Raw genomic sequence first — 22,431 nt, forward strand, 5'->3', positions numbered from 1 at the left:
CAGGTCGTCGGCATGCTCGGCGACGGCATCAACGACGCCCCGGCGCTGGCCGCCGCCGATATCGGCATCGCCATGGGCAGCGGCACGGACATCGCGCTGGAAACCGCCGACATGGTGCTGATGCGCGGCGAACTGCGCGGCCTGGTCGACGCCATGGACCTCTCGCGCGCTACCCTCGCCAAGGTGCGGCAGAACCTGTTCTTCGCCTTCGTCTACAACGTGCTGGGCATCCCGCTGGCGGCCCTGGGCCTGCTCAACCCCGCCATCGCCGGCGCGATGATGGCCCTGAGTTCGGTCTCGGTCGTCTCCAACGCGCTTCTGCTCAATCGCTGGAAACCCCGCACGCATCCCGCCATCCCCACCATGACAAGGAACCCGGCATGACCGACCTGATTTTATCCATCGACGGCATGACCTGCGACGGCTGCGCCAACGCGGTCCGGAAGGCCCTGGAACGCACGCCGGGCGTCGCGGCGGCCAGCGTCACCCTCACCCCGGCCCAGGCCAGCATCAGCTACGACCCGTCTCGCACCGGCCCCGCCGCCCTGCGCGCGGCGATCGAGGACGCCGGCTTCGACGTCCGCGCGTAACCCGCATTGTCCAATCGCGGCGCCGCGATCCTCAGCCGAACAGCGCCTCGTACTGCTCCGGCTTGAATCCCACCGTCAGCGCCCCGTCCACGTCCAGGACCGGGCGCTTGATCATCGAAGGCTGCGCCAGCATCAGCGCGACCGCCCGCGCCGCGTCCAGATCGGCCTTGTCGGAGTCGGGCAGTTTGCGAAACGTCGTCCCGGCCCGGTTCAGCAGGACCTCCCAGCCCACGGCCCGCACCCAGCCCTCCAGCACGCCGCGCGCGATTCCCCCGCTCTTGTAATCATGGAAATCATAGGCCACGCCATGCGTTTCCAGCCATGACCGCGCCTTCTTCATCGTATCGCACGCCTTGATCCCATGGATCACAACCGACCGCGCCATAAACCGTCCGCCCTCCGTCACGCTCACCACGATCCGCGCCCAACCCGAATCAGGCCGCGCACGGCCTTATAGCGCAACATCCGACCCGCCACGATCCCTTGCCCAGACCGGCTCCGGCTCGGCCCCTCCCCCGGTCAGTAAAGATCCTCCTCGGAACAGCTTATGCACAATTCCGAAACGTTGGCCGTATTGGGCAGGTCCAGCACGGCGGCGATCATGCGCGCGACGTCCTGCGGCTGCGTCATCGTCTCGTCCGCCCGCGTGGTGATGCTGCGCGCCATGTCGGTCGCGACGAAGCCCGGACAGACCGCCGTCGCCCGGATCCCCGCCGCCCAGCCGGTCCGCTTGATGCTGTGCGCCAGCGCCACGGCCGCATGCTTGGTCATCGCATAGGGCCCCGACTCCGCCGATTTCACCCGTTTGCCGGACAGCGAGGCAATCACGACGACCCGCCCGGCACCGCACGCCGCCAGATGCGGCCACGCCGCGCGCACCAGCCGGATCGGCGACCGCAGATTGACCTCCAGCATCAGGCTCATCTCGTCCTCGCTGCAATCGAGGATCGAATGCGGAATCATCACGCCCGCATTGGCGATGATCGCATCGACGCGGCCATAGCGCGCCACCGTCGCCTCGACCCAGTCCCGCTCCGCCCCGCCCGCGGTCGCATCGAACCCGTGCACCAGATGCGGCGCCCCCAGCGAGAACGCGGCCGGATCCCGCACCCCCGCGCTGACCACCCACCCTTGTCCGCGCAATTCCTCGGCCAGCACCAACCCGATCCCGCGATTGGCCCCCGAAATCATGACCACCCGCCCGGCACCGCCCTGGGCCCCATCCCCGGTCGCACTCTCCACCATACCGCCACTCCTCATTTCCCACGATATCTGCAATATTTTTACGCCGCGCACGCCAATGCGCAACCGGATCCGCATCATCGGCATTGACGTGCAAATCGGAGAGAAATGCAGGAATCGAGACGGATTGATCGCTACCGCCATTCCGGAGGCTGTCGCAGGTCCTCGATCATGAACGCGTGACCGGGCGGCGCGTCCTTCGAGAAATAGAATACCGTGTCCTTCGGAAAGAAATGCTGCGCTTCGGGAAAGAATTGGTGGAAGGCAGCCCGCGCCCGTTGTCGAACGACCTCTTCTTCCACATCATAAAAGCGTCGCAACAGATCGAGCAGATAGTCGAAGAAATTGTGGCCGATAAAGCGGTCATAGACGATGCTGTAATATTGTTCCATCGACTGGCCGGCGTCCGGCACAAGCCCCGCCCCGGGGAACGGCAGGCCGAGATCGCAGCGCCGCCGTGTTTCCGTATCGATCCAGATGTCGAAATCGCGAAACACGATCCGCCTTGGCCTGAAGTCCCGGTCGATCTCGATCAGCGTATTCTGGGCATGGGATTCCAGCAGCAGGCCACGACGTGCGCCCCAGCACCAGAACGCGATGACGGGAACGATGATCTCGTTGACCACGAACGCGGCCGGATCGACGCGCAGCCGCGCGATCATCTGCACCAGCAGCGGCGGATCGTCCGGGGCACGGATATCCCGCCCATAGAGCGCAAAGCACGGAATCAGAAAGCGGCCGGCGATGGGCGGCCGGGCAATGACCTCCCGCACCAGGAAACCCCAGGCCCTCTCGTCGGTGCCGAAAGCGAAGCCCAGCGTCTCCGGCAGATAGGCAAACCGCTCCGACTGCACCTGCGCCATCTCCGCCGTGATGGCGACGCTGTTCTGGACGTTGCGCCGCAGCAGCCCGCGATTGAAGCGGGAGATCCGCACCGGATAATGGAGCTTGAGGAAATGCGGCGCCATTTCCGGACCGACTGTCAGCACAGTGCGGGTCGACGCCGTGGGCGCGACCCGGATCGGCGCGCCGCGCGGCAGGGCACGAAGATCTTCCAGGTGCGCGATCCCCTCCATAGCCCAGGTCGCGGGATGGATCGCAAACCGGATGCCGTCCGGCCGCAGATAGTATTCGGCCAGATATCCGGCAGGAGCCGCCTGGAACACGGAGACCCGCTCCCGGGGCACCGTGACGGTGACGAGATCGAACGATGCCACCCCGCTTTCCGGCTGGTAGGCAGGCCCTGCCTCGGTTCGCGCCGCCAGCGGACTATACGTCTTCGTGCCCAGGCCGACATAACGCTCCATGGAGAGCAGCGCCTGGCGATCCTGGATGACGGCGTCGAGTTTCATGGACACGCCTCACCAAGGAGAACGGCACGCGATAGCGGCGGTCCTATCCTTTCTTCAGGTTCATCTGGTCCAGCGCCGCCTTCAGGCCCCGCGCCAGCCGGCCCGCATCGTCGTTCGCCCAGAAATGCATGAAGAACAGGCGGGGCTGATCGTTCAGCATGTGATTATGCAGCGCCGTGACCGCGATGCCATGCTCCCGCAACGTGCGGAGCACCGGATTGACCTCGGATGCGATCAGCACGAAATCGCCGGCGATCGCGGCCTTGCCGCCGCCTGTCGGCTGGAAATTGATCGCGATGCCCGTTCCCATGGCGACCGGCAGCGCCGTCATGTCGCTCGTCAGCGTTTCGGCGCGCGGGATGGTCACCTGATAGACCCCGCCACTGGCCTTGCCGGCCTGCCCGAGAACCCGATCCAGCATCGCGGTGTCGAGATCGAGCGGCTTCGGGGGCGGCGCATTCGCCGGAGCACCCAGCGGCGTCCCGGTCAGCAGCAGCGCCGCGTGCAGGGTCTGGGCCAGCTTCACCGGATCCCCGTGCCCGTCGACGTGCATGTACATCGTCATCGGTTCGGCACGCAGCAGATGGTTGTGCAGGGCGGTAATCTCGAAGCCGCCCTCGACCAGCCGCTTCATCACCGGCTCGACCTCATCCTGGGTCAGCACCAGATCGCCCATCGCCATGGCATCCCTCCCTTTCGGCAGAAAGGCCAGCCAGGAGCCAAGCGCCAGCGCCGGCTTGATCGCAATACCGTCGAGCGTGACCTTGAGGTCCGAACGCGGCAGGGCCACGCGATAGACGCCGCCAGGCAGTTCCGTGCCGGCTTTACCAAGGGTCTCGCCTACGGCCGCCCAAGGAGCAGGCACGGGACCGGGCGCAGGACCGGGCACGGCAGAGGCCGGGGCGGCCCACAGCATCGCCATGAGCGCCGCACCGGTCAGAAATCGTCTCCGCATTTTTCTTCTCCTTGATCGCGCTCCGACACGCCCGAATTCGACCGCCGCAATATCCAAGGGGTCGCACCTGTTGTGGCGGGATGAACGGGAACGCCGCCTCCCGGTCGGGGGCCGCATCATGTTTCCGCAACACCAGAAACGGAAAATGATACATCGGTTGCACCCCGCAAGGGGCGCTCCTAAAATAAACCCCATGAGCGCGGAGTCCTCCCGAACCGGACAGCCCTGGCTGCTCCTGATCCATCAATTGCCGCCGAAGCCGGCCTATTTCCGGGTGAAGATCTGGCGGCGGCTGCAGGGCATCGGCGCGGTCGCGGTGAAGAGCACGGTCTATGCGCTGCCGGCGGGAGCCGAAACGCAGGAAGACCTGGAATGGCTCCTGAAGGAAATCGTCGAAGGCGGCGGGGAGGCGATAATGTGCGAAGCACGGCTGCTCGACGGCCTGTCCGACGCCCAGGTGCGCGCCCTGTTCGATACCGCGCGTAACGCCGATTATGACGCGATCGCTGACGAAGCGCGGGACCTCGGCCGCGCACTTGCTGCCGACTGCTCCGAGGACAAGCGGGCGGACATCCGCACCCAGCTCCGCCGGCTGCGCAAACGCGTCGCGGCGGTCGCGCGCATCGATTTCTTCGGGGCCGGCGGCCGCGAACCGCTGGAGGTCGTTCTGGACGGGTTGGAGGCCCAGGCGGCGGACGATACGGCGGCCGGCACGTCAAAGGCGGCACGAACGACTACACGGACGCTTCAGGGGCATGTCTGGGTGACACGCCGGGATGTGCATGTCGATCGCATCGCCTGTGCCTGGTTGATCCGCCGTTTCATCGATCCCGAGGCGCGCATCCGTTTCGTGGCGGGCAAGGGCGACGCACCGAGGAAAGGCGAACTGCGTTTCGACATGTTCGAGGGCGAATTCACCCACGAAGGCGATCAGTGCAGCTTCGAGGTGTTGTCGGCGCGTGCCGGACTCGCCGATCCGGCGCTCCGGGCGATCGGCGAGATCGTCCACGACATCGACCTCAAGGACAACAAGTTCGGCCGCGAGGAGGCGCCCGGCATCGCCCGTCTCATCTCCGGCATCGCCATGGCCAACCGGGACGACGATCAGCGGATCGCACTGGGGGCCACGATTTTCGACAATCTATATACATATTTCCGTGCACGGCAGACGTGACCAGCAGGAACCCGGCCCATGGACAGCCAGAAGAGCCGCGACATGACGATGGCACAGCCGGCGCCCCCGCCCCACGGCGTGCCGTTCGGTGAAGCGGTTCGCGTCTGGACGCGGGTCGCCGCCCTGAGCTTCGGCGGTCCCGCCGGCCAGATCGCGGTCATGCACCGCATCATCGTCGAGGAGAAGCGTTGGATCGGCGAGGCCCGATTTCTGCACGCGCTGAATTACTGCATGCTGTTGCCCGGCCCGGAGGCGCAGCAACTCGCCATCTATATCGGCTGGCTGATGCACCGGACCCGAGGCGGGCTGGTGGCCGGCGCCCTGTTCGTCCTGCCGGGCGCCGTCGCCATCATGGTCCTGAGCTGGATCTACGCGATCTTCGGCCATGTCGGTGCGGTGCAGGCATTGTTCTTCGGGCTCAAGGCCGCCGTTCTTGCCATCGTGCTCGAAGCGGTCATGCGCGTCGGCAGGCGGGCACTCCGAAACGACATGATGGTCGGGTTTGCCGCGGCGGCGTTCGTGGCGATGTTCTTCTTCCATATCGCGTTTCCGCTGATCATTCTGGGCGCGGCGCTCGTCGGGTTTCTGGGTGGCCGGGCAGGACTGGCCCCCTTCCTGGCCGGCGGCGGGCACAACAAGGCCGGTTCCGGTCATCCGGTCTCGGATGCCGACAGCCTGCTTGGCGAAGAAATCCCCGCCCATGCCCGGCCGGACATCCGCTGGGCGCTGACGGTCGGCGCAACGCTCGCCCTGCTCTGGTTGGCGCCGGTCCTCAGCCTGCTTGTCCTTCTGGGACCGGCCAATGTCTTCGCCACCATCGCGGTCTTCTTCTCCAAGATGGCGGTCGTCACATTCGGCGGGGCGTACGCCGTTCTCGCCTATGTCGCGCAGCAGGCGGTCGACACATACGGCTGGCTGAAGCCCGGCGAGATGCTCGACGGGCTTGGGATGGCCGAGACGACACCTGGCCCGCTCATCATGGTCACGCAGTTCGTCGGCTTCATGGGCGCCTTTCGGGCGCCAGGCGGTCTCAATCCGCTGGTTGCCGGCACGCTGGGCGGCCTGCTGACAACCTGGGTGACCTTTACACCGTGCTTTCTATGGATTTTTCTCGGGGCACCCTACATCGAGGCGCTGCGGGGCAACAAGGCGCTGTCGGCGGCGCTCGCGACCATCACCGCCGCCGTGGTGGGGGTGATCCTGAACCTGGCGGTCTGGTTTGCCCTGCACGTTCTGTTCCGCACGCTGCACCGGACGCATGCGCTCGGGATGACGCTGGACGTGCCCGTGTTCGCGTCCGTCAACCTCCCGTCACTGGCGCTGACCGCGATCGCCATGGTCGCGCTCTTCCGGTTGAAGATCGGGATCTTGCCGGTCCTGGCACTGTGCTCGGGGCTCGGCCTGTTGTACGGATTGGCTTCTGGAACATTGTAGGCGAATTGCCTCACACCGTCTTCGACCCATCGCGGGTGACTCGGTCGCAAACAGCAATCGCCCGCCTCCATCGAGGCTGTCGCCGACCACGGCATAGATGCGGCGCACAGCGGTGGCATGCAGGACATCACTAGAGCCATATCCGTTCACACCGGTTCACGGATATGGCTCTAGCCCATTGTTTTATCGAGCATCTTTATCCGACCGAATGAGTCCATCCGGTCGGATGATGCTCTAGCCACGCTATATGGTTATGATCTATGCAGGATCGGGATTGATGGGAGCGGCATGTTCGCGAGCGAGATAGTCTCGCGGACCGAATGTCGGAAGGGGATCGGAGTTCTCGATTGGACGTCGCGCAACTCAAGATATTCTCCCGAGTTGCGCGGCTGAACAGCTTCTCCGGCGCCGCACGCGAACTTTCGATTTCGCAGTCCCAGGCGTCACGGGCGGTAGCGGAACTCGAGGCGGAACTTGGCGTGCCGCTGCTGGCGCGCACCACCCGAGCCGTTATCGCCACGGAAGCCGGCGCCGAGTATCTCGCAAGGATCGAGCCGATTCTGGATCAACTGGACGAAGCCGAGCAGAGCGTGCGGCAGGGCGAGCTTCGGGGGACGTTGAGGGTGGGAATGCCGACGAGCGCCGGCGCCCGAGAGATCATTCCACGCATCCCGGATTTCGCCGAGCAGCACCCGAAGCTCGAACTTCAGATCATCATGGGCGATCAGCACCAGGATCTGGTCCGCGAGGCGGTTGACGTAGCGATTCGGATAGGAAACCTGCCGGATTCCAGCGCCACCGCGCGCCTGCTCACGACATATCCCCGCATCATCGTCGCCGCTCCGTCGTATCTCGAGCGGTCTGGCCATCCCCAAAGCCCCGCGGAGCTTCGCAATCACAGGATCGTCCAAGGTCCTGCCGGAAGCGTCGGCACGGCATGGACATTCGTAAGGGACGGCCGATCGGAAGAGGCGGTAGTCGCGAAGCCGACCGCCCTCTTCAGCGACAATGAGGGCACGGTGGCTGCCGCAGCCGCTGGCATGGGCATCGCATCGATCGGTTACTGGTCCTGTCGAAGCGAGCTTGGCGATGGAAGACTGATCCGCCTGCTGACCGAGTGGGAGACGGTGCCGATCAAAGTCCATGCCTACTTCCCGCTCGGAAAAGCCACCCGCTTCGCGGCACGAGCCTTCATCGACTTCCTCGCGGCCAAACTGAACGAGAGGCGAGACACTCCCATCTCGACGTAGCTCGGAACATGAAACGCCGACGATCAGCCGCTTGGATGATGACATCAGTGGCGATGTCAGGTTGGCCCCGGCATCAACCGGCATCACCTGGCCGTTCTTCCTCCGTTTACGCGCATGATCCGGCCGGTGATGTAGCTCGCCTTTTCCGAGGCGACTCCACTGCATGCTTGCCGCCCACGTAGAGCGACATGTTTCCGGCACCTACCGGGTTGCGCCCCGTCGACCGACGTCTACAGCTCTTCGAGCGCGTCGACGCGATCGGGGTAGAAGGCAAGGTAAGCCTTGATCTGGGCAACAGCGTCATAGGGCGCCTCATAGGTCCAGATCGCGTTTGCGGATCGTTCGCCGCCGCTGGGAATGCTGAAATAGGAAGCATCTCCCTTGAACGGGCAGTAGGTGCTGTGTTCAGTCCGCTTTAGCGCTGCCATGTCGACGTCGCCGCGCGGGATGTAATGCACTGCGGGATAGTTCGCCTCGCGCAGCGTAAGCGCGCGCGTGGTATCGGCGATCACCTTGCCGCCCAGCCTCACGACGACACGGTGCGCATTGGGTTCGATGGTGATGGGGTGGTCGGGGCCGGGAATTTTCACGACGCGGTCGGGCATGGGAAAGCCTCCTCTAATCAGCCGGGAAAGGCGGTGCCGAACATCGGCAGGCCGCTAACGGAATTGGCGCTGGTCGCCTCGTCCTGCAACACGTCCCAGTGCTCGGCGCGTTGGCCGTTTTCGATCCGCAGAATGTCGACCGCAATCCAGGCCGACGGACGGCCGGTGCCGGAAAAGCGGCCATGAACCATGACATTGGCCGGCCCTTCCGAATCGGCAAGAGCGGCGCCGACGGCTTCCGCCTTGCCGCCCTTCGCGCGGATCCGTTCGACGACGCTGCGCGCGTCGTCAATCGACGTGCCGTAGTGGACGAGGACCTGCGCGCCGGCTTCGGCGAGCGCAATGGTCTTACCGTTGCTGGCGAGCATGATCGGTCTCCTTTGGAGTAGCGCCCCCGGCCGCCACGACGATCGGGAGCGGCTGGATGACGGGCTTAGGCGTCGAGGAAGAGCGTCGCGTGGGTCACGAACAGCTCGGGGTACTGGTAGATCGAGCCATGACCCGAGTCCGGGTAGACGATGAGCTGCGCGTTCGGCAGTTCGTGCTGCAGCGTCAGCGAGTGAATGGTCGGGATGATCACGTCGTCGCTTCCCTGCGCGATCAGCGTCGGCTGCTCGATCGAATGCAGATAGGCGAGGACGTCCTTCTCCGGCGCGATCCACTTGCCGATCGCCTCAACCTGCGCGTTCATGGTCTGCTCGGTCGTGTCGGGATCGCGATCCTGGCGGCGAAGTTTCCGCTCGAGGAAGGCGAGACCGGCCTTCTGGCTGCGCGCGGTCGGCTTGAAGTGCACTGCCAGCCAGAGATGCTCGGGCGGATCGTAGCTCTGCGAGAAGATCTCGTTCGAACGACTGGCCGTCATATCCTGGCCGCGGTGGCCAGTGCCGACAAGGATGATCTTGCGGACCAGGTCGCCACCCTGCAGGGCGATCTCCTGCGCGACGAAACCGCCGATCGAGATGCCGAGCACGTCGACCTGTTCGAGACCGAGCGCGCGGATGAAGGCGATCGCATTGGCGCCCATGTCCTGGAAGTTGCTCGGCGTTTCGCCGGACGAGCTGGAAACGCCGGCGTTGTTGAACAGGATCACCTCGCGGGTCTCGGCCAGGCCGTCGGTCACGGCAGGATCCCAATGGTCCATTGTGCCAACGAAATGCTGGTTGAACACGATCGGCACGCCGCCCGCCTTGCCGAAGCGGCGGTACGCGAAGCGGATGCCATTGGCCTCGACATACTGGGTCGGGGCGGTGTCATGCGAATAAGTCATGATGTTCTCACTTCGAGATAGAAAGACGTTTGCGGCGTCGCGCTCAGCGCAGACCGCCCCCTGCGATAATCCGCTCGCCGGTGAGCCAGCGCGCATCGTCCGAGGCGACGAAGGCGACGACATCGGCGATATCCTGCGGCTGGCCGAGACGGCCGAGCGGCGTCTGAGCGATGATGCCGGCCTCGAAATCGGTCGCAAGCATGCCCGCGCTGTGCGTGCCCTGCGTCTCGGTGAGGCTGGGGTTCACCGAATTGACCCGGATCTTCCGCGGGCCGAGTTCCTTGGCCAACACTCCGGTGATGGCGTCCACGGCGCCCTTGCTGGCCGTGTAGATCGACGTCGCAGGCGGCGTGATCGCGGTCACGCCCGAGCCGATATTGATGATGCTCGCGCCTTCACCCATATGCGCGGCGGCCGCCCGGGTCACCAGCAGCAAACCGAGGACGTTGATATTGAACATCCGATGGAAGTCAGCCTCGTTGACCGTTTCGAGCGGCCCGAAGGCATAGACGCCCGAATTGTTGACGAGGATGTCGAGCCGGCCATAGGCGTTGATGGCGGCATCAACGATGCCCTGCGCCTCGTTCGCTTTCGACACGTCGCCCTGAACGGCAACGGCGCGGCCGCCCGCTCCGGTTATGGCTGCGACGACCGCGTCTGCATCGGACTTGCTCGATGCATAGTTGACGACGACACAGGCTCCCTGCGCGGCCAGTGCCTTGGCCGTAGCGGCGCCGATGCCCTTCGAGGCGCCGGTGACGATTGCGATCTTACCGTCGAGCTTGGACATGAAATGCCCCCTCCAATTCCGATGACAGCTTCGAAGTGGCGCCAATCGCCGCTCTTGCAGCCTCGTTGGAGTGGATATGCGCGGGTTCCGGCTTCAAAATTAGCCAGGCAAAAAGGCTATGATCTATCCCGATCCGGGATGAATGGACGGCCCACCGGCCCCTTGTGCGAAGCCCTCACGAAGCAACCCGCAGGCCGGGACGAGATGCTCAGCCAGGAAGCTGACCGTACATCCGTTCGCCAGCGCCGCTGCCTGGCTGCCGCGTCCAGATCGGCGTCCGGGAAGACGAGGCACAGGCTCTTGCCGCCGGTCTCCAGCCAGACCTGCTTCACATTGCTCGCGCCCGCATACGGCACACGCCCGGCTTGTCACATGCGCCACAAGGCGCAGGGACCAGCCGCGCGCAGGGATGCAATATCCCGAAGCCCGGCAAGGCCGAGCACATCCCGCACTTCCTGCGTCAGGGCCTCGATCGCCGACACGACCCCGCGTTCACCATCGGCCGCCAGCGCCCACGCCCACGGACGCCCGACGGATACGGCCGTCGCACCGAGCGCCAGCGCCGTCACCACATCGCCACCGCGCCGGATTCCACTATCGATGACGATATCGGTTCTTCCTCCAACGACTTCGGCGATCCGGGGCAGAACCTCGATCGCGGCGGGCGACGGGTCCATCTGCCGTCCGCCGTGATTGGACACGATCAGCCCATCGGCACCGGCGTCCAGCGACAGACGCGCATCATCCGGGTGCATCACGCCCTTGACGATCAACTGCCCTTTCCACTCGGAGCGCAGCCATTCCAGCCCGACCTGATCGAGGGTCGGATCAATCTGGGCAGCCATCTCCCGCGCCTGCCCCATCACACCACGCACGGTCGTATAGGGTCTGAGATTTCCGATCAGCGGCATTCCGTGCTTCAGCATACCCGCCGACCATCGCGGACGCCCGGCAAGCCCGATCATCTGCCGGACGCTGGGGCGCGCCAGATGGCGAAATCCATTGCGGACATCACGTTCGCGAACAGGCGTAATGGCCGTGTCGATCGTAACGATGATCCCCTCGATCCCACAGGACGCGGCACGGGCAAGCATGTCACGCGTCAGATCGCGATCACGGAAGACATAGATCTGCGCGAAAGGTTTCCCCCCGACGGCCGCGACATCTTCCATCGCGTCAATCGAAAACGTCGAGACGGCAAACCCGGCGCCCGAACGTTTTGCCGCGCGCGCGGCTCCGGTTTCGCGGTCCGAATGGAGCATTCCCGCAAAGCCGACCGGCGCCAGCATGATCGGCGCCGCCCAGTCCTGTCCAAAACATCGCACGCCGGTTTCGATGCGTGACACATCCCGTAGCCCCCGCGGCACCACGCCCCATTTTCCGAACGCCGCACGATTGCGGACCATGGTTCGCTCGCCATGCGCGCCGCCGTCCACATAATCCGCAAAAAGGCGCGGCAGCCTCTGACGCGCCCGCTCCGCAAAGCCCGAGAACGCACCATCATCTACGACCGTCATACACCACGCGCCCTTCAAGCATCGTCGCCGACCACCGCCGGGACGAGGGAGAGACCGAAGACCGTCGTCGAGAGTGCACCGGTCACCACCGTCAGCATCATCAGATTTGGCCCGAACCATACCGTAAACAGGTCCCGGGCCGTCCTATATCGCCGCGCGGCGGGGACGGGATAGATCGTCTCGGATTCCAGTGTGCTCACCGCATCCCCCATGCCGTGTCCTCTTCCGTTCGCCGATGACGGCGCATCAGTAGATCATAACATCTTCCACATTTGTAATGGATTTCTGCTGCATATTTCCTGAAGCCATGACCCGGAAAAATCTATGCTGAAAAGCGCCCGGACAGGGTTTTCATTCCACTTCCATCATATCTATACCGGACGCCGAGCCGACACGCGGTCTCATCTTGAAACGGAGGGCAGATCCCATGCTCGCTGCACGTTTCTACGGAATCGGTGACATCCGCGTCATGCCGATCGTCCCCCCTTCCGGTCTGCAAGAGGGGTTTGTCCGCGTCAGGATCGAAGCCGCCGGAATCTGCGGATCGGACCTGCACAATTTCCGGACAGGCCGATGGCTCTCACGCTGCCCCGTCACGCCGGGGCACGAATTTGCCGGCATCGTTACGGAAACCTGCGGCGATTGCGCGGGCCTGGCGCCCGGAGATCACGTCGTCGCCGACTCGCGGGTCGGATGTGGAAGCTGCGCATCCTGCCACTCCGGACAACCGAACCTGTGCCGCAAGCTCGGTTTCGTCGGCGAAGTCTGCGACGGCGGTTTCGCGCAGGAAGCCGTCCTTCCCGCGACGCAACTTCTTCCCCTGCCACCCGACATGCCGCTCCGGCACGGCGCTCTGGTCGAGCCACTCTCCGTCGCGCTTCACGCCGTCCACCGCCTTGCCCCCACCCCGGGCGCACGTGTCGTCGTCTGCGGCGGAGGCACGATCGGTGGCCTCGCAGCGCTCATCCTGCGCGAACGCGGACATGAGGTCTCGCTTCTCGAACGCAACGCGGCGCGGCAGGCCCTGCTCGAAGCCCATCTCGGCACCCACCCCCTCTCGCCCGATACCGAAAGCTGGAACACGCGCTTCATTCTGGATGCGACGGGCGCGGCGCCGGTCATAGAACTGGCCTGCGAACGCATCGCGCCTGGCGGTCGGCTTGTCCTCGCGGGGCTGTTTCACCAGAAGCCGAAAATCGACTTCAACCGCGTCGTCGAAAATGAGACCGAACTCTTCGGCGTCAGCGCCTTCGCGAACGAAATGCCGCAGGCCATCGCATTCCTGCCCTCCATCGCCCCGAAACTCGACGCGCTGATCAGCAGTCCGACCCCGCTCCAGGACCTCCCGCAGCGCTACGACGCCCTGCTCGCAGGCATGGAAGTCCGGCTGAAAACCCTGATCACCCCCAACGGCATGAGCGACGCATGGTAACCACGCCCGACTTCTTCTCCCTGGCCGGGAAGACCGCCCTCGTCACAGGCGGAGGCAGGGGATTGGGATATGCGATGGCGCTCCATCTGGCACAGTGCGGCGCAGAGGTCTGGATCGCGGGCCGCACGGCCGCAACCCTCGAGCGCGCGTGCGCGGACGCGGCAAAAACCGGCCTGAGCCTTCACCCCGCGATCATGGATGTCGGGTCCCCGGACGCGATCCGTTCGGCATTCATGGACATCGCCCGCACCAGCCCACGGTTGGACATTCTCGTCAACAACGCCGGTGACGAAAGCCTTCGCGCCAGCGACGAGGTGGACGAATCCCTGTGGAACCGGCTGCTCGATACCAACCTCAAGGGTCCGTTCTTCGTCGCCCAGCACGCTGCACGCCTCATGACGGCCGGAGGCAGCATCATCAATCTCGCCTCCCTGACGTCGGCGGCCGGCGTGGCAAAAGCCGTGCCCTACAGCGCCTCGAAATCCGGCATCCTTGGCATGACACGCAGTCTGGCGGTCGAATGGGCACCGCGCGGGATCCGGGTCAACGCGCTTGCACCGGGCTATTTCCACACCGACATGACCGCCCCGTTCTTCGCCGATGCAGACTGGCAGGCGCGGATGCTCGCGCAAATTCCGCTCGGTCGGTTCGGATTGCCCGACGATCTCATCGGGCCGCTTCAGTTCCTCTGCTCCCCGGCCTCGGCCTACATCACCGGGCAGGTGCTCTACGTGGACGGCGGAACTCTCGCCGCCCTCTGATTTCTCTCACCTTCCCTCTTCAGGACTGTTCTTCATGTCAGATCACGTCACGTTTCACGATCTCACTCAGGCAACCACCATACCCGAAGCGCTCCTGCAACGGACCGAGAGCGACCTGTCGGTCTTTCTGGAGCGCGTCACGCCCATCATCGAACGCGTGCGAACCGAGGGCGACGCAGCGCTGCGCCATTTCGCGCAGGCCTTCGACCAGGTCACCGACCCCCAGATGAGCATCAAAGCCACACCGGAGGAGTTCGACGCCGCCTTCACCAGCATCGAGCCAGATGTGCTCGAAGCCATCAAATACGGAATCGACAATATCCGTCGCTTCCACGAAGCCCAGAAGCCGCAAGACAACTGGATGATCGAGGTCCGCCCCGGCATCTGGGCCGGAGACCGAAACGTCCCGATCGATTCCGTCGCCTGCTACGTCCCCCGCGGCAAGGGCTGTTTTCCGAGCGTCGTGAACATGACGACCATCCCGGGCAAGGTCGCGGGCGTGCCGCGCCTGGTCATCGTGACCCCTCCGTCTCCCGATGGAACAGTGGACGCGGGAACGCTCGTGGCGGCCCGGCTGATCGGCGTCGAGGACGTCTACAAATGCGGTGGCGCACAGGCAGTTGCCGCCGTTGCGTTCGGAACCGAGACCGTCCCCGCCTGCGCCAAGATCGTCGGGCCCGGCAGCCCATATGTCGTCGCGGCCAAACGCCTGCTGTCCGACTGGATCGATCCCGGCATCCCGGCGGGACCGAGCGAAAGCATCATCCTCACCGACGACAGCGTCGATCCCGTTCTTGCCGCGCTCGACCTGATCATCGAATCGGAACACGGGCCGGATTCCTCGGCGTGGCTCGTCACCAGCAGCCGCCGCGTCGCCGAAGGCGTAATCGCCGCACTCCCCGCGCACTGGGCCGAGATGGACGAAAAGCGCGCCGGCTTCTCCCAGGCGGTTCTGGGCGGGAAACATGGGGGCGTCATCCTGACGAAGGATTTTCAGGCCGCGGTCGCTTTCACCAACGCCTATGCACCCGAGCATCTGGAAATCCTGACCACAGATCCGATGGCCGATCTGGGACGCATCCGCAATGCCGGTGAAGTCCTGCTCGGCACGGCTTCCCCGGTGACGTTGTGCAACTACGTCCTCGGCCCGAATGCCGTCCTGCCGACCAACCGCGCCGCACGGACACATTCTCCGCTGTCGGTGCATGACTTCATGAAGCGCATGTCCTTCGCCCGTGTCTCGCCGGAAGCCTATCCCGAAGCCGCGCGGCACGCGGAACGCTTTGCGCGCTATGAGAACTTCTCCGGCCACGCTCGCGCCGTCTCCGCCGCACGCCCCATGCCGAAGGTCGAACCGCGATGACCGATCCCTCCGTCAGTGCCGCCGGTATTCTCGCCGCAGCCCGCCGTGGCCAGCCCGACCTCGCGAAGTCGCTGCTGGCGCGCATGATCGCGGAGGAATTCGGCTTTCCGGTCCGGGAGGTTACGCTTGGAGCGGACGATTACAGCCTGAACTCGGTCAACGGCTTCCTGACGAGAGAGGATGGGGTACGCTTCTTCTTCAAGTTCCATCATGAGGAAAACGAGGAGTCCGTCCTTCAGGAATTCTATCGCGGCGAAATCCTGCTCGCGGCAGGTTTTCCCGTCGATATGCCCACCTATGTCTCTCGCCGAATAGGGCGGCAGATCCTGCTCTATCCCCTGCGAACCATCCCCAAACTCGCAGACGCCGCCCGCGCCGTCGATCACGGACGGCCGCTGCCAGGGGCCGATGGCCCCGCCCTGATCGAAGCGCAACGCAAACTCGACCGGTCGAGCGCGGAGATCTATCTGCGAACATGGCACCCGATCACCGCAGCCGAGAGCGCCGGTGAGCCGATCCACCAACTCTTTCACCACCGCCTGACGACGCCCGGCACCCCGCCGGACACGCTGGGCGGCCGCGCAGCCACGTTCTTCGCCCACGACCGGATATTCGCCTTTCCCGGCCTCAGCGTCAGCGGTGCCGAACTGCGCCATCTGCGCTGGGTGATCGACGGCGTTGCCTACGACCGTACGCTACAGAGTTGCTTCGAGAACGCCCTGACACGCCTCGAACCCGCGACACTTGCCGCGTCCGGAGGCGTGATTGCTCACGGCGATGCGCATAACGCCAATGTCTGGTTCGCTCCCCAAGACGAACACAACGCCGAACCCGGAGGGCTGACCTTTTTCGACCCGGCCTTCGCAGGTCGCAACATCCCGGCTCTTCTCGCCGAGATCAAGGCCACGTTTCACAACATCTTCGCCCATCCCGACTGGCTGTACCATTCCTCTGAACTCCGCGGCATCCCGGAGATCACGCTTCGCGACGGCACGGCGTTCGTAACGCGCAACTGGTCTCTCACACCGCTGCGACAGACCTTCCTGACAGACAAGGCCCGCCTTCTGTGGAAACCGCTGCTTACAGCCCTGTCCGAACGCAACGCGCTCCCCGACAACTGGCGCGAAACCATCCGCTCCGGCCTGTTCTGCTGCCCGACGCTGGTCATGGACCTCTGTGCCCGGTCAGACTCCAGTCCGAACAGCCGTCACACGCCTGCATCCTCCCTCACGGGCCTCGCCATCGCCATGATGTGCGGCGCGGAACCCAAGCGCGGATCGGGCGGCCAGGACGTCGTCTCCCGCTTTCTCGACATCATCGATCCGGCGGTTTCCTGAGCCGGCATATTCCAGGGCCGGCACAGCGGGCGCTCAAGACAGTTGCGACCGGTCACCGTAACGTCGGTACAATTTCGGAACGATAGGCACGTTCGAACGAACCGGAACGGAAAGGACATATCCGCGTCATGACGCAGTTCGCAGACAAGAGCGCCCACGCGGCAGAAGCCTCTCCGTTCGCCATCGAAAACGAAACCATTTTCCCGATTCCCGAAGAGCGCCGCCACGGAAACGCCTGGTCGCTGCTGATGGTCTGGATCGGCGCGAACCAGAACATCATGGCCATCATGACCGGGATGCTTTACCCCGGCATCTGCCACCTTGCTCTTGGATGGTCACTCGTCGCCATTCTGTGTGGCAACCTCCTGGGCGGGGTGTTCATGGCCCTGCATGCAGCGCAGGGGCCGCATCTCGGCATCCCGCAGATGCAGCAGACGCGCGGGCAGTTCGGCTCGACCGGCAGCCTCCTGATCATCGCGATCATCATCCTGATGTATGTCGGCTTTACCGCGACGTTCTTTGCGATCGGCCGCGAGCAGTCCGCTCAGGTCTTCGGTCCCGGTTATGGCCAGATCCCCATCTGGGGCGCGGTGATCGTGGTCGCCACGCTCTGTGCCATCGGTCATGACGTCATCGAACGGTTCATCTCGGGCTTCATCCCCGTTGCCGCCCTGACATCCGTTCTGCTGGCCCTCGCCTATTTCGGCGCCTCTCACGGACAGCTCGCGCTCCCGATCTGGGCCACGCCGACGGCGCACCAGTTCCTGGCGGCGCTCTCGCTCGGCGTGCTGTGGCAGATCGCCTATGCGCCCTATGTCTCGGACTATACACGTTACCTTCCCTCCCGCACCGGAGAGCGCACGGCATTTCTCGTCTGCCTTACGGGCAGCATCGTGGGAACGGCCTTCCCGACATTCATCGGCGCCTATCTCGGCAGCACGGGCTTTTCCGGCAACATGTACGACGCCGTGCGTACCTATTCCCCAATTCTGCCGATCCTGCTGTTCGCGGTGATGATCATCTCCACGCTGGTCAGTTGCACGATGCAGATCTACTGCGCGGCGCTGTCGTCCCTGACGTTTCTTCAGACCTTTCGCCCGGACTGGAACCCAACGAGCCGATCCCGCGCGATCGCCGCCGCCATCCTGCTTCTGGCCGGCGCCATCATCACCATCAATCTCCGCGGCAGCGCGCTGGAAATCCTCGACAACGTCATTGCTCTTCTGCTGGCGGTCCTCTCGCCCTGGACCGCGATCAACCTCGCCGACTACTACCTCGTGCGCCACGGCAATTACGACATTCCATCCCTGTTTCGCGGCGATGGCGGAGTGTATGGCCACGCCAACCGCCCGGCTCTCGTCTGTTACGCGATCGGCGTGATCGTGCAGATCCCGTTCCTGTCGACCGGGCTGTATGTCGGCAGTATCGCAGAGTCGTTGGGGGGGATCGACCTGTCATGGATCATCGGAATTTTCGTCCCCGGACTGCTCTACTGGACCTGGGCACGCCGTTCGACCTGAACGGCTTTTTTTCAGCAACACCCCTTCTTAGGTTTTTCCGAAGCTCAGGCCCGTAGAACCATTCTTTAAATACACGCATCAAATTGCGACCATTCCTGCATCGCACCAAAATCCTGTCAGACGATCCATGACAGGCACCCCTTGGCAGACGCGAAGAGTTTGAGGAAACACGCCCATGCCCGTCCATAAGCGGATCCGCCCGTTCAACACCAAAGACACCTGTCCCGAGCAGACCATCTGACGGATAGCCACTACCGCGAAGCCGCCTATCGCGTATTGGGCCAGTATCTCATGGGCCAGTATCTCAAGGGCGTGTTCCCGGTCTTTACGGGTCTCGTCGTGGTGGCCCTCGCCCGCCCCGAATGGCTGATCGAAGTGGACGTCATCGCCGCCATTCCCGATTGAAATACGGCCTCACAGCCGGATGCCCTGTTCCCATGAACGACCCGAACGCCCCCGACCCGCCCTTTCGGGTCCCGTCAGCAGAGGTACCCAACATGCAGACGAAATCTCCGCTCTCACGTCGCTGTTTGCTTCTTTCGTCGACGATCCTCCTGCTCGGGGGGGCAGCGAAAGCGGCCACGACCACGCATGGGCGGCAGGGTCTCCACACGACCGGGACAGCAGGCCATTCCGCCTCAACCACCCGTCCGGCTTCGACCCGGGCCGCGGCGCCTCGCGGCGCTGCCCCCCGACGCACCGCGCTCGACAGCACGGGGCCGGCCGAGACGATCAGCGTTTCGGCGAGCCGTCATCACGCGGGCGGTGGTCTGATCCGCCCCGAAACGGCCGCGCGTTCCGTCAGCACCATCTCTCGCGAGTTCATCTCGAAACAGTCGCCCGCGTCGAACACGCTGGCCCTCGTCACGCTCTCTCCCGGCGCGAACGTCGCCATGGGTGACCCGTTCGGTGTGACCGATCAGTCCGCCGTCAGCGTACGCGGACTGAACCAGCAGGAAATCGGCTACATCTTCGAAGGTGCGCCGATGAACGACCCAGACAACTATACTCCGAACTCGTCGGAGTGGGTCGACAGCGAGAATATGGAAAGCGTCCAGCTCCAGCAGGGCGCGCCGGATATCCAGATTCCGACCGTGTATTCCGCTGGCGGAACGATGAACGTCCGCCTGCATAACCCGGAATACACGCGCCAGGGCCAGCTCGACGTCAGCTATGGCTCCCATCAGATGAACCGCCAGTTCCTGCGTTATGATTCGGGGGAGATCGGCAACACCGGGCTCCGCATGTTCGCATCCTTCTCGAACCTCACAAGCCGCGCATGGCGCGGGCCGGGCCGCAATAACCGCCGTCACGTGGATTTCAAGGCGGTCAAGGACTGGACACCGGAAAGCAGCACCAGCCTCTCCTTCACCTACAACAACGAAAGCACAGCCTGGTACAGCACACCGACGCTGTCCGACTGGAAGACCTACGGCCTCGGCGGGGGGATCAACCTCGATGGCATCTACAAGTTCGGAGATCCCAACTACTACAAGGGATTCCAGACGAACTGGACCGACTACTTCCTCAGCAGTCAGTCGCATTTCAAACTGAACAACCAATGGTCGCTCGAAGTCACACCGTACTATTACCACGGATCGGGCAACTACCCGCTGGGCGTCTACACGATTCCGACGAGCGGCACCTATTATAACGGCACGCAGGCCGTGAACGGATCGCTCGCAGGAAACGACTACGCCCAGGATGGCAACATCGCCGCGAAGTGGGACTGGTACGGACGTGAAAGCTACACCGGCATCAACGCGGCCGCTCATTACGACACGGCTTTCAATCACCTCGTGTTCGGCGCGTGGTATGGCTACAGCGACATGCATGTCAGCGAGCCGTTCTCGGCGCTTGATGCCGCCGGAAACGTCTCCAGCCCGCTGGTCAAGCTTGAGGACGGAACGGTGCTCAACGGCTGGCTGTATCACACGATCACGCAGATGGTCGGGCTTTATGTCGGGGACGAGGTTCACCTTCTGAACGACAGACTGATCATCGATGCCGGCTTCAAGGAAGTCATGACCGCACGTGACGGCACGCTGAACCAGCCGGGCCCGCAATATGGCGCAAGCTACAACTCCGCCGAACCGCTGCCGCGCTTTTCGATCAGCTACAAGGTGAATGACGAAATCCAGCTCTTCGCCAACACCACCACGAGTTTCCGTGTTCCGATGGGATCGGCGTTCTACAACCAGTATAACAGCCCCTATGACGCCAGCCTTTACCAGGCGGCCAACACCCATCTGAAGGACGAATACAGCATCGCCGAGGAAGTCGGGGCGCGTTACCACGACAAATGGGTGACGGGCTCGGTCACGCTGTTCAACTACAATTTCGTCCATCACGCCATCAACGAATACATCAACGCCGTTCCATACTTCCTCGACGCCGGCGGCATGACATCGCGCGGAGTGGATGCGGAACTCGGCCTGACGCCGTGGCATCATTTCTCGCCGTATTTTTCGGGCGAATACCTCTACGCCACCACGGACAACAACATCACCCTCAGTGGCGTGACCTACAACACCAAGGGCAAGGTCGCCACGTCGGCACCGCGCTGGATGGCTGCGATCGGCATCCAGTACGATGACGGCACGTTCTTCGGCAGTGTTTCGATGAAATATGTCGACAAGGAATACGGCACGTTTATGAATGACGAGCGCATTCCCGGCCACAAGCAGGTGGACCTGATGCTCGGCGCGCGTGCGCCAGACATCGGGTTCATGAAGAAGCCCAGCATCCGCCTGAACATCGTCAATCTCAATGACGCCCACTACCTCTCGGGCGTCTACAGCACCGGCCCGACCGCCGGAACCTCGACCTACTACGTCGCGCCGACCTTCGCCGCGCTCATGACCGTCTCGACAGGGTTCTAAGGCCTTGCGGGGCGCGTCGGACCAGGTCGCATGAACGGGCATGAAGGACGAAGAAGCCGAAATGGTCGACTTCATCGTCGTCGGAGCAGGCCCGGCGCGATTATGATCGCTGGGTATCGCTCGGCTGTAGCCGGCGATAGGACGACTGCGGGACGACGGCCCGCCTGCTCATGGCCTGCCTGGGGCGGGAATTCGAGCCAGATGATATCCGGCGTCAGGCACCTATGCCGCCGTCTCAGCCGCGTTGGGTGTCAGTCATCGGCCTACTCGTACCCTGGTCGCAGCATTTGGGCGCCATAGTGCCAGGGCAGACACAGTGGCGAGCACCGTCATATAGATTGCTACGCCCGACGCCCCGCCCGTTGTGCGATATAAGCCGGCGGCGAGCAGCGGGGAAATGCCGCCCGCCAGGACGGCACCGAGTTCATGTGCCATCGCGACGCCGCTATAGCGAAGTTCGCGGGGAAAAAGACGTGCCAGAAGCGCGGGTTCCACCGCGATCATCGGCGCGTGGCACAGCGCCATGCCGCCGGTGAAGGCCAGGACGACCGACCACAGGGTGCCATGGTCGAGCAGCATGAAGAACGGCTCGGCCAGGACGGCCAGCGCCACGGCCCCGCCGAGATAGACGCGCGAGGCGCCGATACGGTCGGCAAGCCGGCCGAAACAGGGCATCGCCAAGCCGTCGGCCGCCATCCCCGCCATGGTGCCCGTCAGCAGCCAGGTATCGGGAATATGCCGCGCGTGGCCGTAGAACAGGGCGAATACCGTCATCAGATAGACGCCGCCATTCTCTGCCAGGCGCAAGGCCATGCCGCAGGCCAGAGAGAGCCCGCAGTGGCGCAGGATCATGACGGCGGGGGGACGGGACGGCGTCCGCGCGGCCGGGCGGCCCGAGGGCGTGCCGCGCAGCCAGACCCCCAAGGCGACGAAGGGCACCGCCGCCAGGAAGGCCAGGCG

At 64.1% G+C, this 22,431-nt stretch carries 25 protein-coding genes; 12 read left to right on the plus strand and 13 right to left on the minus strand.

Annotated elements, in window-relative coordinates; translation table 11 throughout:
• Positions 1-384, plus strand: a 384-nt coding sequence (locus HUK84_RS02280; RefSeq protein ID WP_176638779.1) for an HAD-IC family P-type ATPase, incomplete at its 5' end; no start/stop codon positions are given.
• Positions 381-590 (plus strand): heavy-metal-associated domain-containing protein, encoded by a 210-nt coding sequence (locus HUK84_RS02285; RefSeq protein ID WP_176638780.1) that lies wholly within the window; start codon positions 381-383, stop codon positions 588-590. The genes HUK84_RS02280 and HUK84_RS02285, both read left to right, overlap by 4 nt.
• 31 nt (positions 591-621) lie before the next feature.
• Here the strand turns inward: HUK84_RS02285 and HUK84_RS02290 are convergent, their stop codons facing one another.
• From HUK84_RS02290 to HUK84_RS02305, 4 genes are all read right to left on the minus strand, one after another.
• Positions 622-975: an ArsC family reductase gene (locus HUK84_RS02290; RefSeq protein ID WP_176638781.1), complete on the minus strand. Its 354-nt coding sequence runs from the start codon at positions 973-975 to the stop codon at positions 622-624.
• 134 nt (positions 976-1,109) lie between these two features.
• A complete protein-coding gene (locus HUK84_RS02295; protein WP_176638782.1) occupies positions 1,110-1,835 on the minus strand; it encodes an SDR family NAD(P)-dependent oxidoreductase in 726 nt (241 codons plus the stop codon).
• A 131-nt stretch (positions 1,836-1,966) separates the two neighbouring features.
• A complete protein-coding gene (locus HUK84_RS02300; protein ID WP_176638783.1) occupies positions 1,967-3,184 on the minus strand; it encodes an IucA/IucC family C-terminal-domain containing protein in 1,218 nt (405 codons plus the stop codon).
• A gap of 43 nt (positions 3,185-3,227) precedes the next feature.
• Positions 3,228-4,139, minus strand: coding sequence for a DUF1259 domain-containing protein (locus tag HUK84_RS02305; protein ID WP_176638784.1), 912 nt, complete (start codon positions 4,137-4,139; stop codon positions 3,228-3,230).
• A gap of 193 nt (positions 4,140-4,332) precedes the next feature.
• On the opposite strand from HUK84_RS02305, the gene HUK84_RS02310 reads away from it, so the two are divergent.
• The 3 genes from HUK84_RS02310 to HUK84_RS02320 all read left to right on the plus strand — a co-directional run bounded on the left by HUK84_RS02310 (position 4,333) and on the right by HUK84_RS02320 (position 7,997).
• Complete coding sequence (locus HUK84_RS02310; protein WP_176638785.1) at positions 4,333-5,313, plus strand: chromate resistance protein ChrB domain-containing protein; 981 nt, start codon at positions 4,333-4,335, stop codon at positions 5,311-5,313.
• A gap of 18 nt (positions 5,314-5,331) precedes the next feature.
• Positions 5,332-6,747 (plus strand): chromate efflux transporter, encoded by a 1,416-nt coding sequence (chrA, locus tag HUK84_RS02315; RefSeq protein ID WP_176638786.1) that lies wholly within the window; start codon positions 5,332-5,334, stop codon positions 6,745-6,747.
• A gap of 347 nt (positions 6,748-7,094) precedes the next feature.
• Positions 7,095-7,997 carry a LysR family transcriptional regulator gene (locus HUK84_RS02320; RefSeq protein WP_246285308.1) on the plus strand — a complete coding sequence of 301 codons (903 nt, stop codon included), beginning with the start codon at positions 7,095-7,097 and terminating at the stop codon, positions 7,995-7,997.
• A gap of 230 nt (positions 7,998-8,227) precedes the next feature.
• Here the strand turns inward: HUK84_RS02320 and HUK84_RS02325 are convergent, their stop codons facing one another.
• The 7 genes from HUK84_RS02325 to HUK84_RS02355 all read right to left on the minus strand — a co-directional run bounded on the left by HUK84_RS02325 (position 8,228) and on the right by HUK84_RS02355 (position 12,388).
• Positions 8,228-8,602, minus strand: a complete 375-nt coding sequence (locus HUK84_RS02325; protein ID WP_176638788.1) for a DUF427 domain-containing protein — start codon at positions 8,600-8,602, stop codon at positions 8,228-8,230.
• A gap of 17 nt (positions 8,603-8,619) precedes the next feature.
• A complete protein-coding gene (locus HUK84_RS02330) occupies positions 8,620-8,970 on the minus strand; it encodes a hypothetical protein (protein ID WP_176638778.1) in 351 nt (116 codons plus the stop codon).
• Positions 8,971-9,035: 65 nt separating this feature from the next.
• A complete protein-coding gene (locus HUK84_RS02335; RefSeq protein ID WP_176638799.1) occupies positions 9,036-9,869 on the minus strand; it encodes an alpha/beta fold hydrolase in 834 nt (277 codons plus the stop codon).
• Between the two features lie 43 nt (positions 9,870-9,912).
• Positions 9,913-10,659: a glucose 1-dehydrogenase gene (locus HUK84_RS02340; RefSeq protein WP_176638789.1), complete on the minus strand. Its 747-nt coding sequence runs from the start codon at positions 10,657-10,659 to the stop codon at positions 9,913-9,915.
• 116 nt (positions 10,660-10,775) lie between these two features.
• Positions 10,776-11,015, minus strand: coding sequence for an aldehyde dehydrogenase family protein (locus HUK84_RS02345; RefSeq protein WP_176638790.1), 240 nt, complete (start codon positions 11,013-11,015; stop codon positions 10,776-10,778).
• A gap of 12 nt (positions 11,016-11,027) precedes the next feature.
• A complete protein-coding gene (locus tag HUK84_RS02350) occupies positions 11,028-12,176 on the minus strand; it encodes an alpha-hydroxy acid oxidase (protein WP_176638800.1) in 1,149 nt (382 codons plus the stop codon).
• Positions 12,177-12,190: 14 nt separating this feature from the next.
• On the minus strand, positions 12,191-12,388 hold the full coding sequence (locus HUK84_RS02355; protein WP_176638791.1) for a cytosine permease: 198 nt from the start codon (positions 12,386-12,388) through the stop codon (positions 12,191-12,193).
• Between the two features lie 215 nt (positions 12,389-12,603).
• On the opposite strand from HUK84_RS02355, the gene HUK84_RS02360 reads away from it, so the two are divergent.
• From HUK84_RS02360 to HUK84_RS02390, 7 genes are all read left to right on the plus strand, one after another.
• Complete coding sequence (locus tag HUK84_RS02360; RefSeq protein ID WP_176638792.1) at positions 12,604-13,608, plus strand: zinc-dependent alcohol dehydrogenase; 1,005 nt, start codon at positions 12,604-12,606, stop codon at positions 13,606-13,608.
• Positions 13,602-14,369, plus strand: a complete 768-nt coding sequence (locus HUK84_RS02365) for an SDR family NAD(P)-dependent oxidoreductase (RefSeq protein ID WP_176638793.1) — start codon at positions 13,602-13,604, stop codon at positions 14,367-14,369. Before HUK84_RS02360 ends, HUK84_RS02365 begins: the two co-directional genes overlap by 7 nt.
• A gap of 34 nt (positions 14,370-14,403) precedes the next feature.
• Entirely contained in the window at positions 14,404-15,732 is a 1,329-nt protein-coding gene (gene hisD, locus HUK84_RS02370; RefSeq protein ID WP_176638794.1) for a histidinol dehydrogenase, read from the plus strand.
• Positions 15,729-17,069 carry a hypothetical protein gene (locus HUK84_RS02375; RefSeq protein ID WP_176638795.1) on the plus strand — a complete coding sequence of 447 codons (1,341 nt, stop codon included), beginning with the start codon at positions 15,729-15,731 and terminating at the stop codon, positions 17,067-17,069. Before hisD ends, HUK84_RS02375 begins: the two co-directional genes overlap by 4 nt.
• 128 nt (positions 17,070-17,197) lie before the next feature.
• Positions 17,198-18,589, plus strand: coding sequence for a purine-cytosine permease family protein (locus HUK84_RS02380; protein ID WP_176638796.1), 1,392 nt, complete (start codon positions 17,198-17,200; stop codon positions 18,587-18,589).
• Positions 18,590-18,865: 276 nt separating this feature from the next.
• Positions 18,866-18,994, plus strand: coding sequence for a RidA family protein (locus tag HUK84_RS23490; RefSeq protein WP_281362722.1), 129 nt, complete (start codon positions 18,866-18,868; stop codon positions 18,992-18,994).
• 92 nt (positions 18,995-19,086) lie between these two features.
• The gene (locus HUK84_RS02390) at positions 19,087-21,471 is read left to right on the plus strand and encodes a TonB-dependent receptor (protein WP_176638797.1); all 2,385 of its coding nucleotides are present in this window, start codon (positions 19,087-19,089) and stop codon (positions 21,469-21,471) included.
• 71 nt (positions 21,472-21,542) lie between these two features.
• Here HUK84_RS02390 and HUK84_RS23725 read toward each other — a convergent pair whose 3' ends face one another.
• Positions 21,543-21,710 (minus strand): type II toxin-antitoxin system PemK/MazF family toxin, encoded by a 168-nt coding sequence (locus tag HUK84_RS23725; protein WP_176638801.1) that lies wholly within the window; start codon positions 21,708-21,710, stop codon positions 21,543-21,545.
• A 16-nt stretch (positions 21,711-21,726) separates the two neighbouring features.
• On the minus strand, positions 21,727-22,431 hold a 705-nt coding region (locus HUK84_RS02400), incomplete at its 5' end, for an MFS transporter (protein ID WP_176638798.1).

The sequence above is a fragment of the Nguyenibacter vanlangensis genome, from assembly GCF_013376155.1.
Lineage (GTDB): Bacteria > Pseudomonadota > Alphaproteobacteria > Acetobacterales > Acetobacteraceae > Gluconacetobacter > Gluconacetobacter vanlangensis.

Bases quoted from the DNA above. Each gene is read 5' to 3' on its own strand.
- HUK84_RS02330 (WP_176638778.1), bottom strand. From the start codon at position 8,970: ATGCTCGCCAGCAACGGTAAGACCATTGCGCTCGCCGAAGCCGGCGCG.
- HUK84_RS02290 (WP_176638781.1), bottom strand. From the start codon at position 975: ATGGCGCGGTCGGTTGTGATCCATGGGATCAAGGCGTGCGATACGATG.
- HUK84_RS02285 (WP_176638780.1), top strand. From the start codon at position 381: ATGACCGACCTGATTTTATCCATCGACGGCATGACCTGCGACGGCTGC.
- HUK84_RS02340 (WP_176638789.1), bottom strand. From the start codon at position 10,659: ATGTCCAAGCTCGACGGTAAGATCGCAATCGTCACCGGCGCCTCGAAG.
- HUK84_RS02390 (WP_176638797.1), top strand. From the start codon at position 19,087: ATGCAGACGAAATCTCCGCTCTCACGTCGCTGTTTGCTTCTTTCGTCG.
- HUK84_RS02295 (WP_176638782.1), bottom strand. From the start codon at position 1,835: ATGGTGGAGAGTGCGACCGGGGATGGGGCCCAGGGCGGTGCCGGGCGG.
- hisD (WP_176638794.1), top strand. From the start codon at position 14,404: ATGTCAGATCACGTCACGTTTCACGATCTCACTCAGGCAACCACCATA.
- HUK84_RS02360 (WP_176638792.1), top strand. From the start codon at position 12,604: ATGCTCGCTGCACGTTTCTACGGAATCGGTGACATCCGCGTCATGCCG.
- HUK84_RS02310 (WP_176638785.1), top strand. From the start codon at position 4,333: ATGAGCGCGGAGTCCTCCCGAACCGGACAGCCCTGGCTGCTCCTGATC.
- HUK84_RS02335 (WP_176638799.1), bottom strand. From the start codon at position 9,869: ATGACTTATTCGCATGACACCGCCCCGACCCAGTATGTCGAGGCCAAT.
- chrA (WP_176638786.1), top strand. From the start codon at position 5,332: ATGGACAGCCAGAAGAGCCGCGACATGACGATGGCACAGCCGGCGCCC.
- HUK84_RS02350 (WP_176638800.1), bottom strand. From the start codon at position 12,176: ATGACGGTCGTAGATGATGGTGCGTTCTCGGGCTTTGCGGAGCGGGCG.
- HUK84_RS02300 (WP_176638783.1), bottom strand. From the start codon at position 3,184: ATGAAACTCGACGCCGTCATCCAGGATCGCCAGGCGCTGCTCTCCATG.
- HUK84_RS02380 (WP_176638796.1), top strand. From the start codon at position 17,198: ATGACGCAGTTCGCAGACAAGAGCGCCCACGCGGCAGAAGCCTCTCCG.
- HUK84_RS02365 (WP_176638793.1), top strand. From the start codon at position 13,602: ATGGTAACCACGCCCGACTTCTTCTCCCTGGCCGGGAAGACCGCCCTC.
- HUK84_RS02325 (WP_176638788.1), bottom strand. From the start codon at position 8,602: ATGCCCGACCGCGTCGTGAAAATTCCCGGCCCCGACCACCCCATCACC.
- HUK84_RS02305 (WP_176638784.1), bottom strand. From the start codon at position 4,139: ATGCGGAGACGATTTCTGACCGGTGCGGCGCTCATGGCGATGCTGTGG.
- HUK84_RS02355 (WP_176638791.1), bottom strand. From the start codon at position 12,388: ATGGGGGATGCGGTGAGCACACTGGAATCCGAGACGATCTATCCCGTC.
- HUK84_RS02375 (WP_176638795.1), top strand. From the start codon at position 15,729: ATGACCGATCCCTCCGTCAGTGCCGCCGGTATTCTCGCCGCAGCCCGC.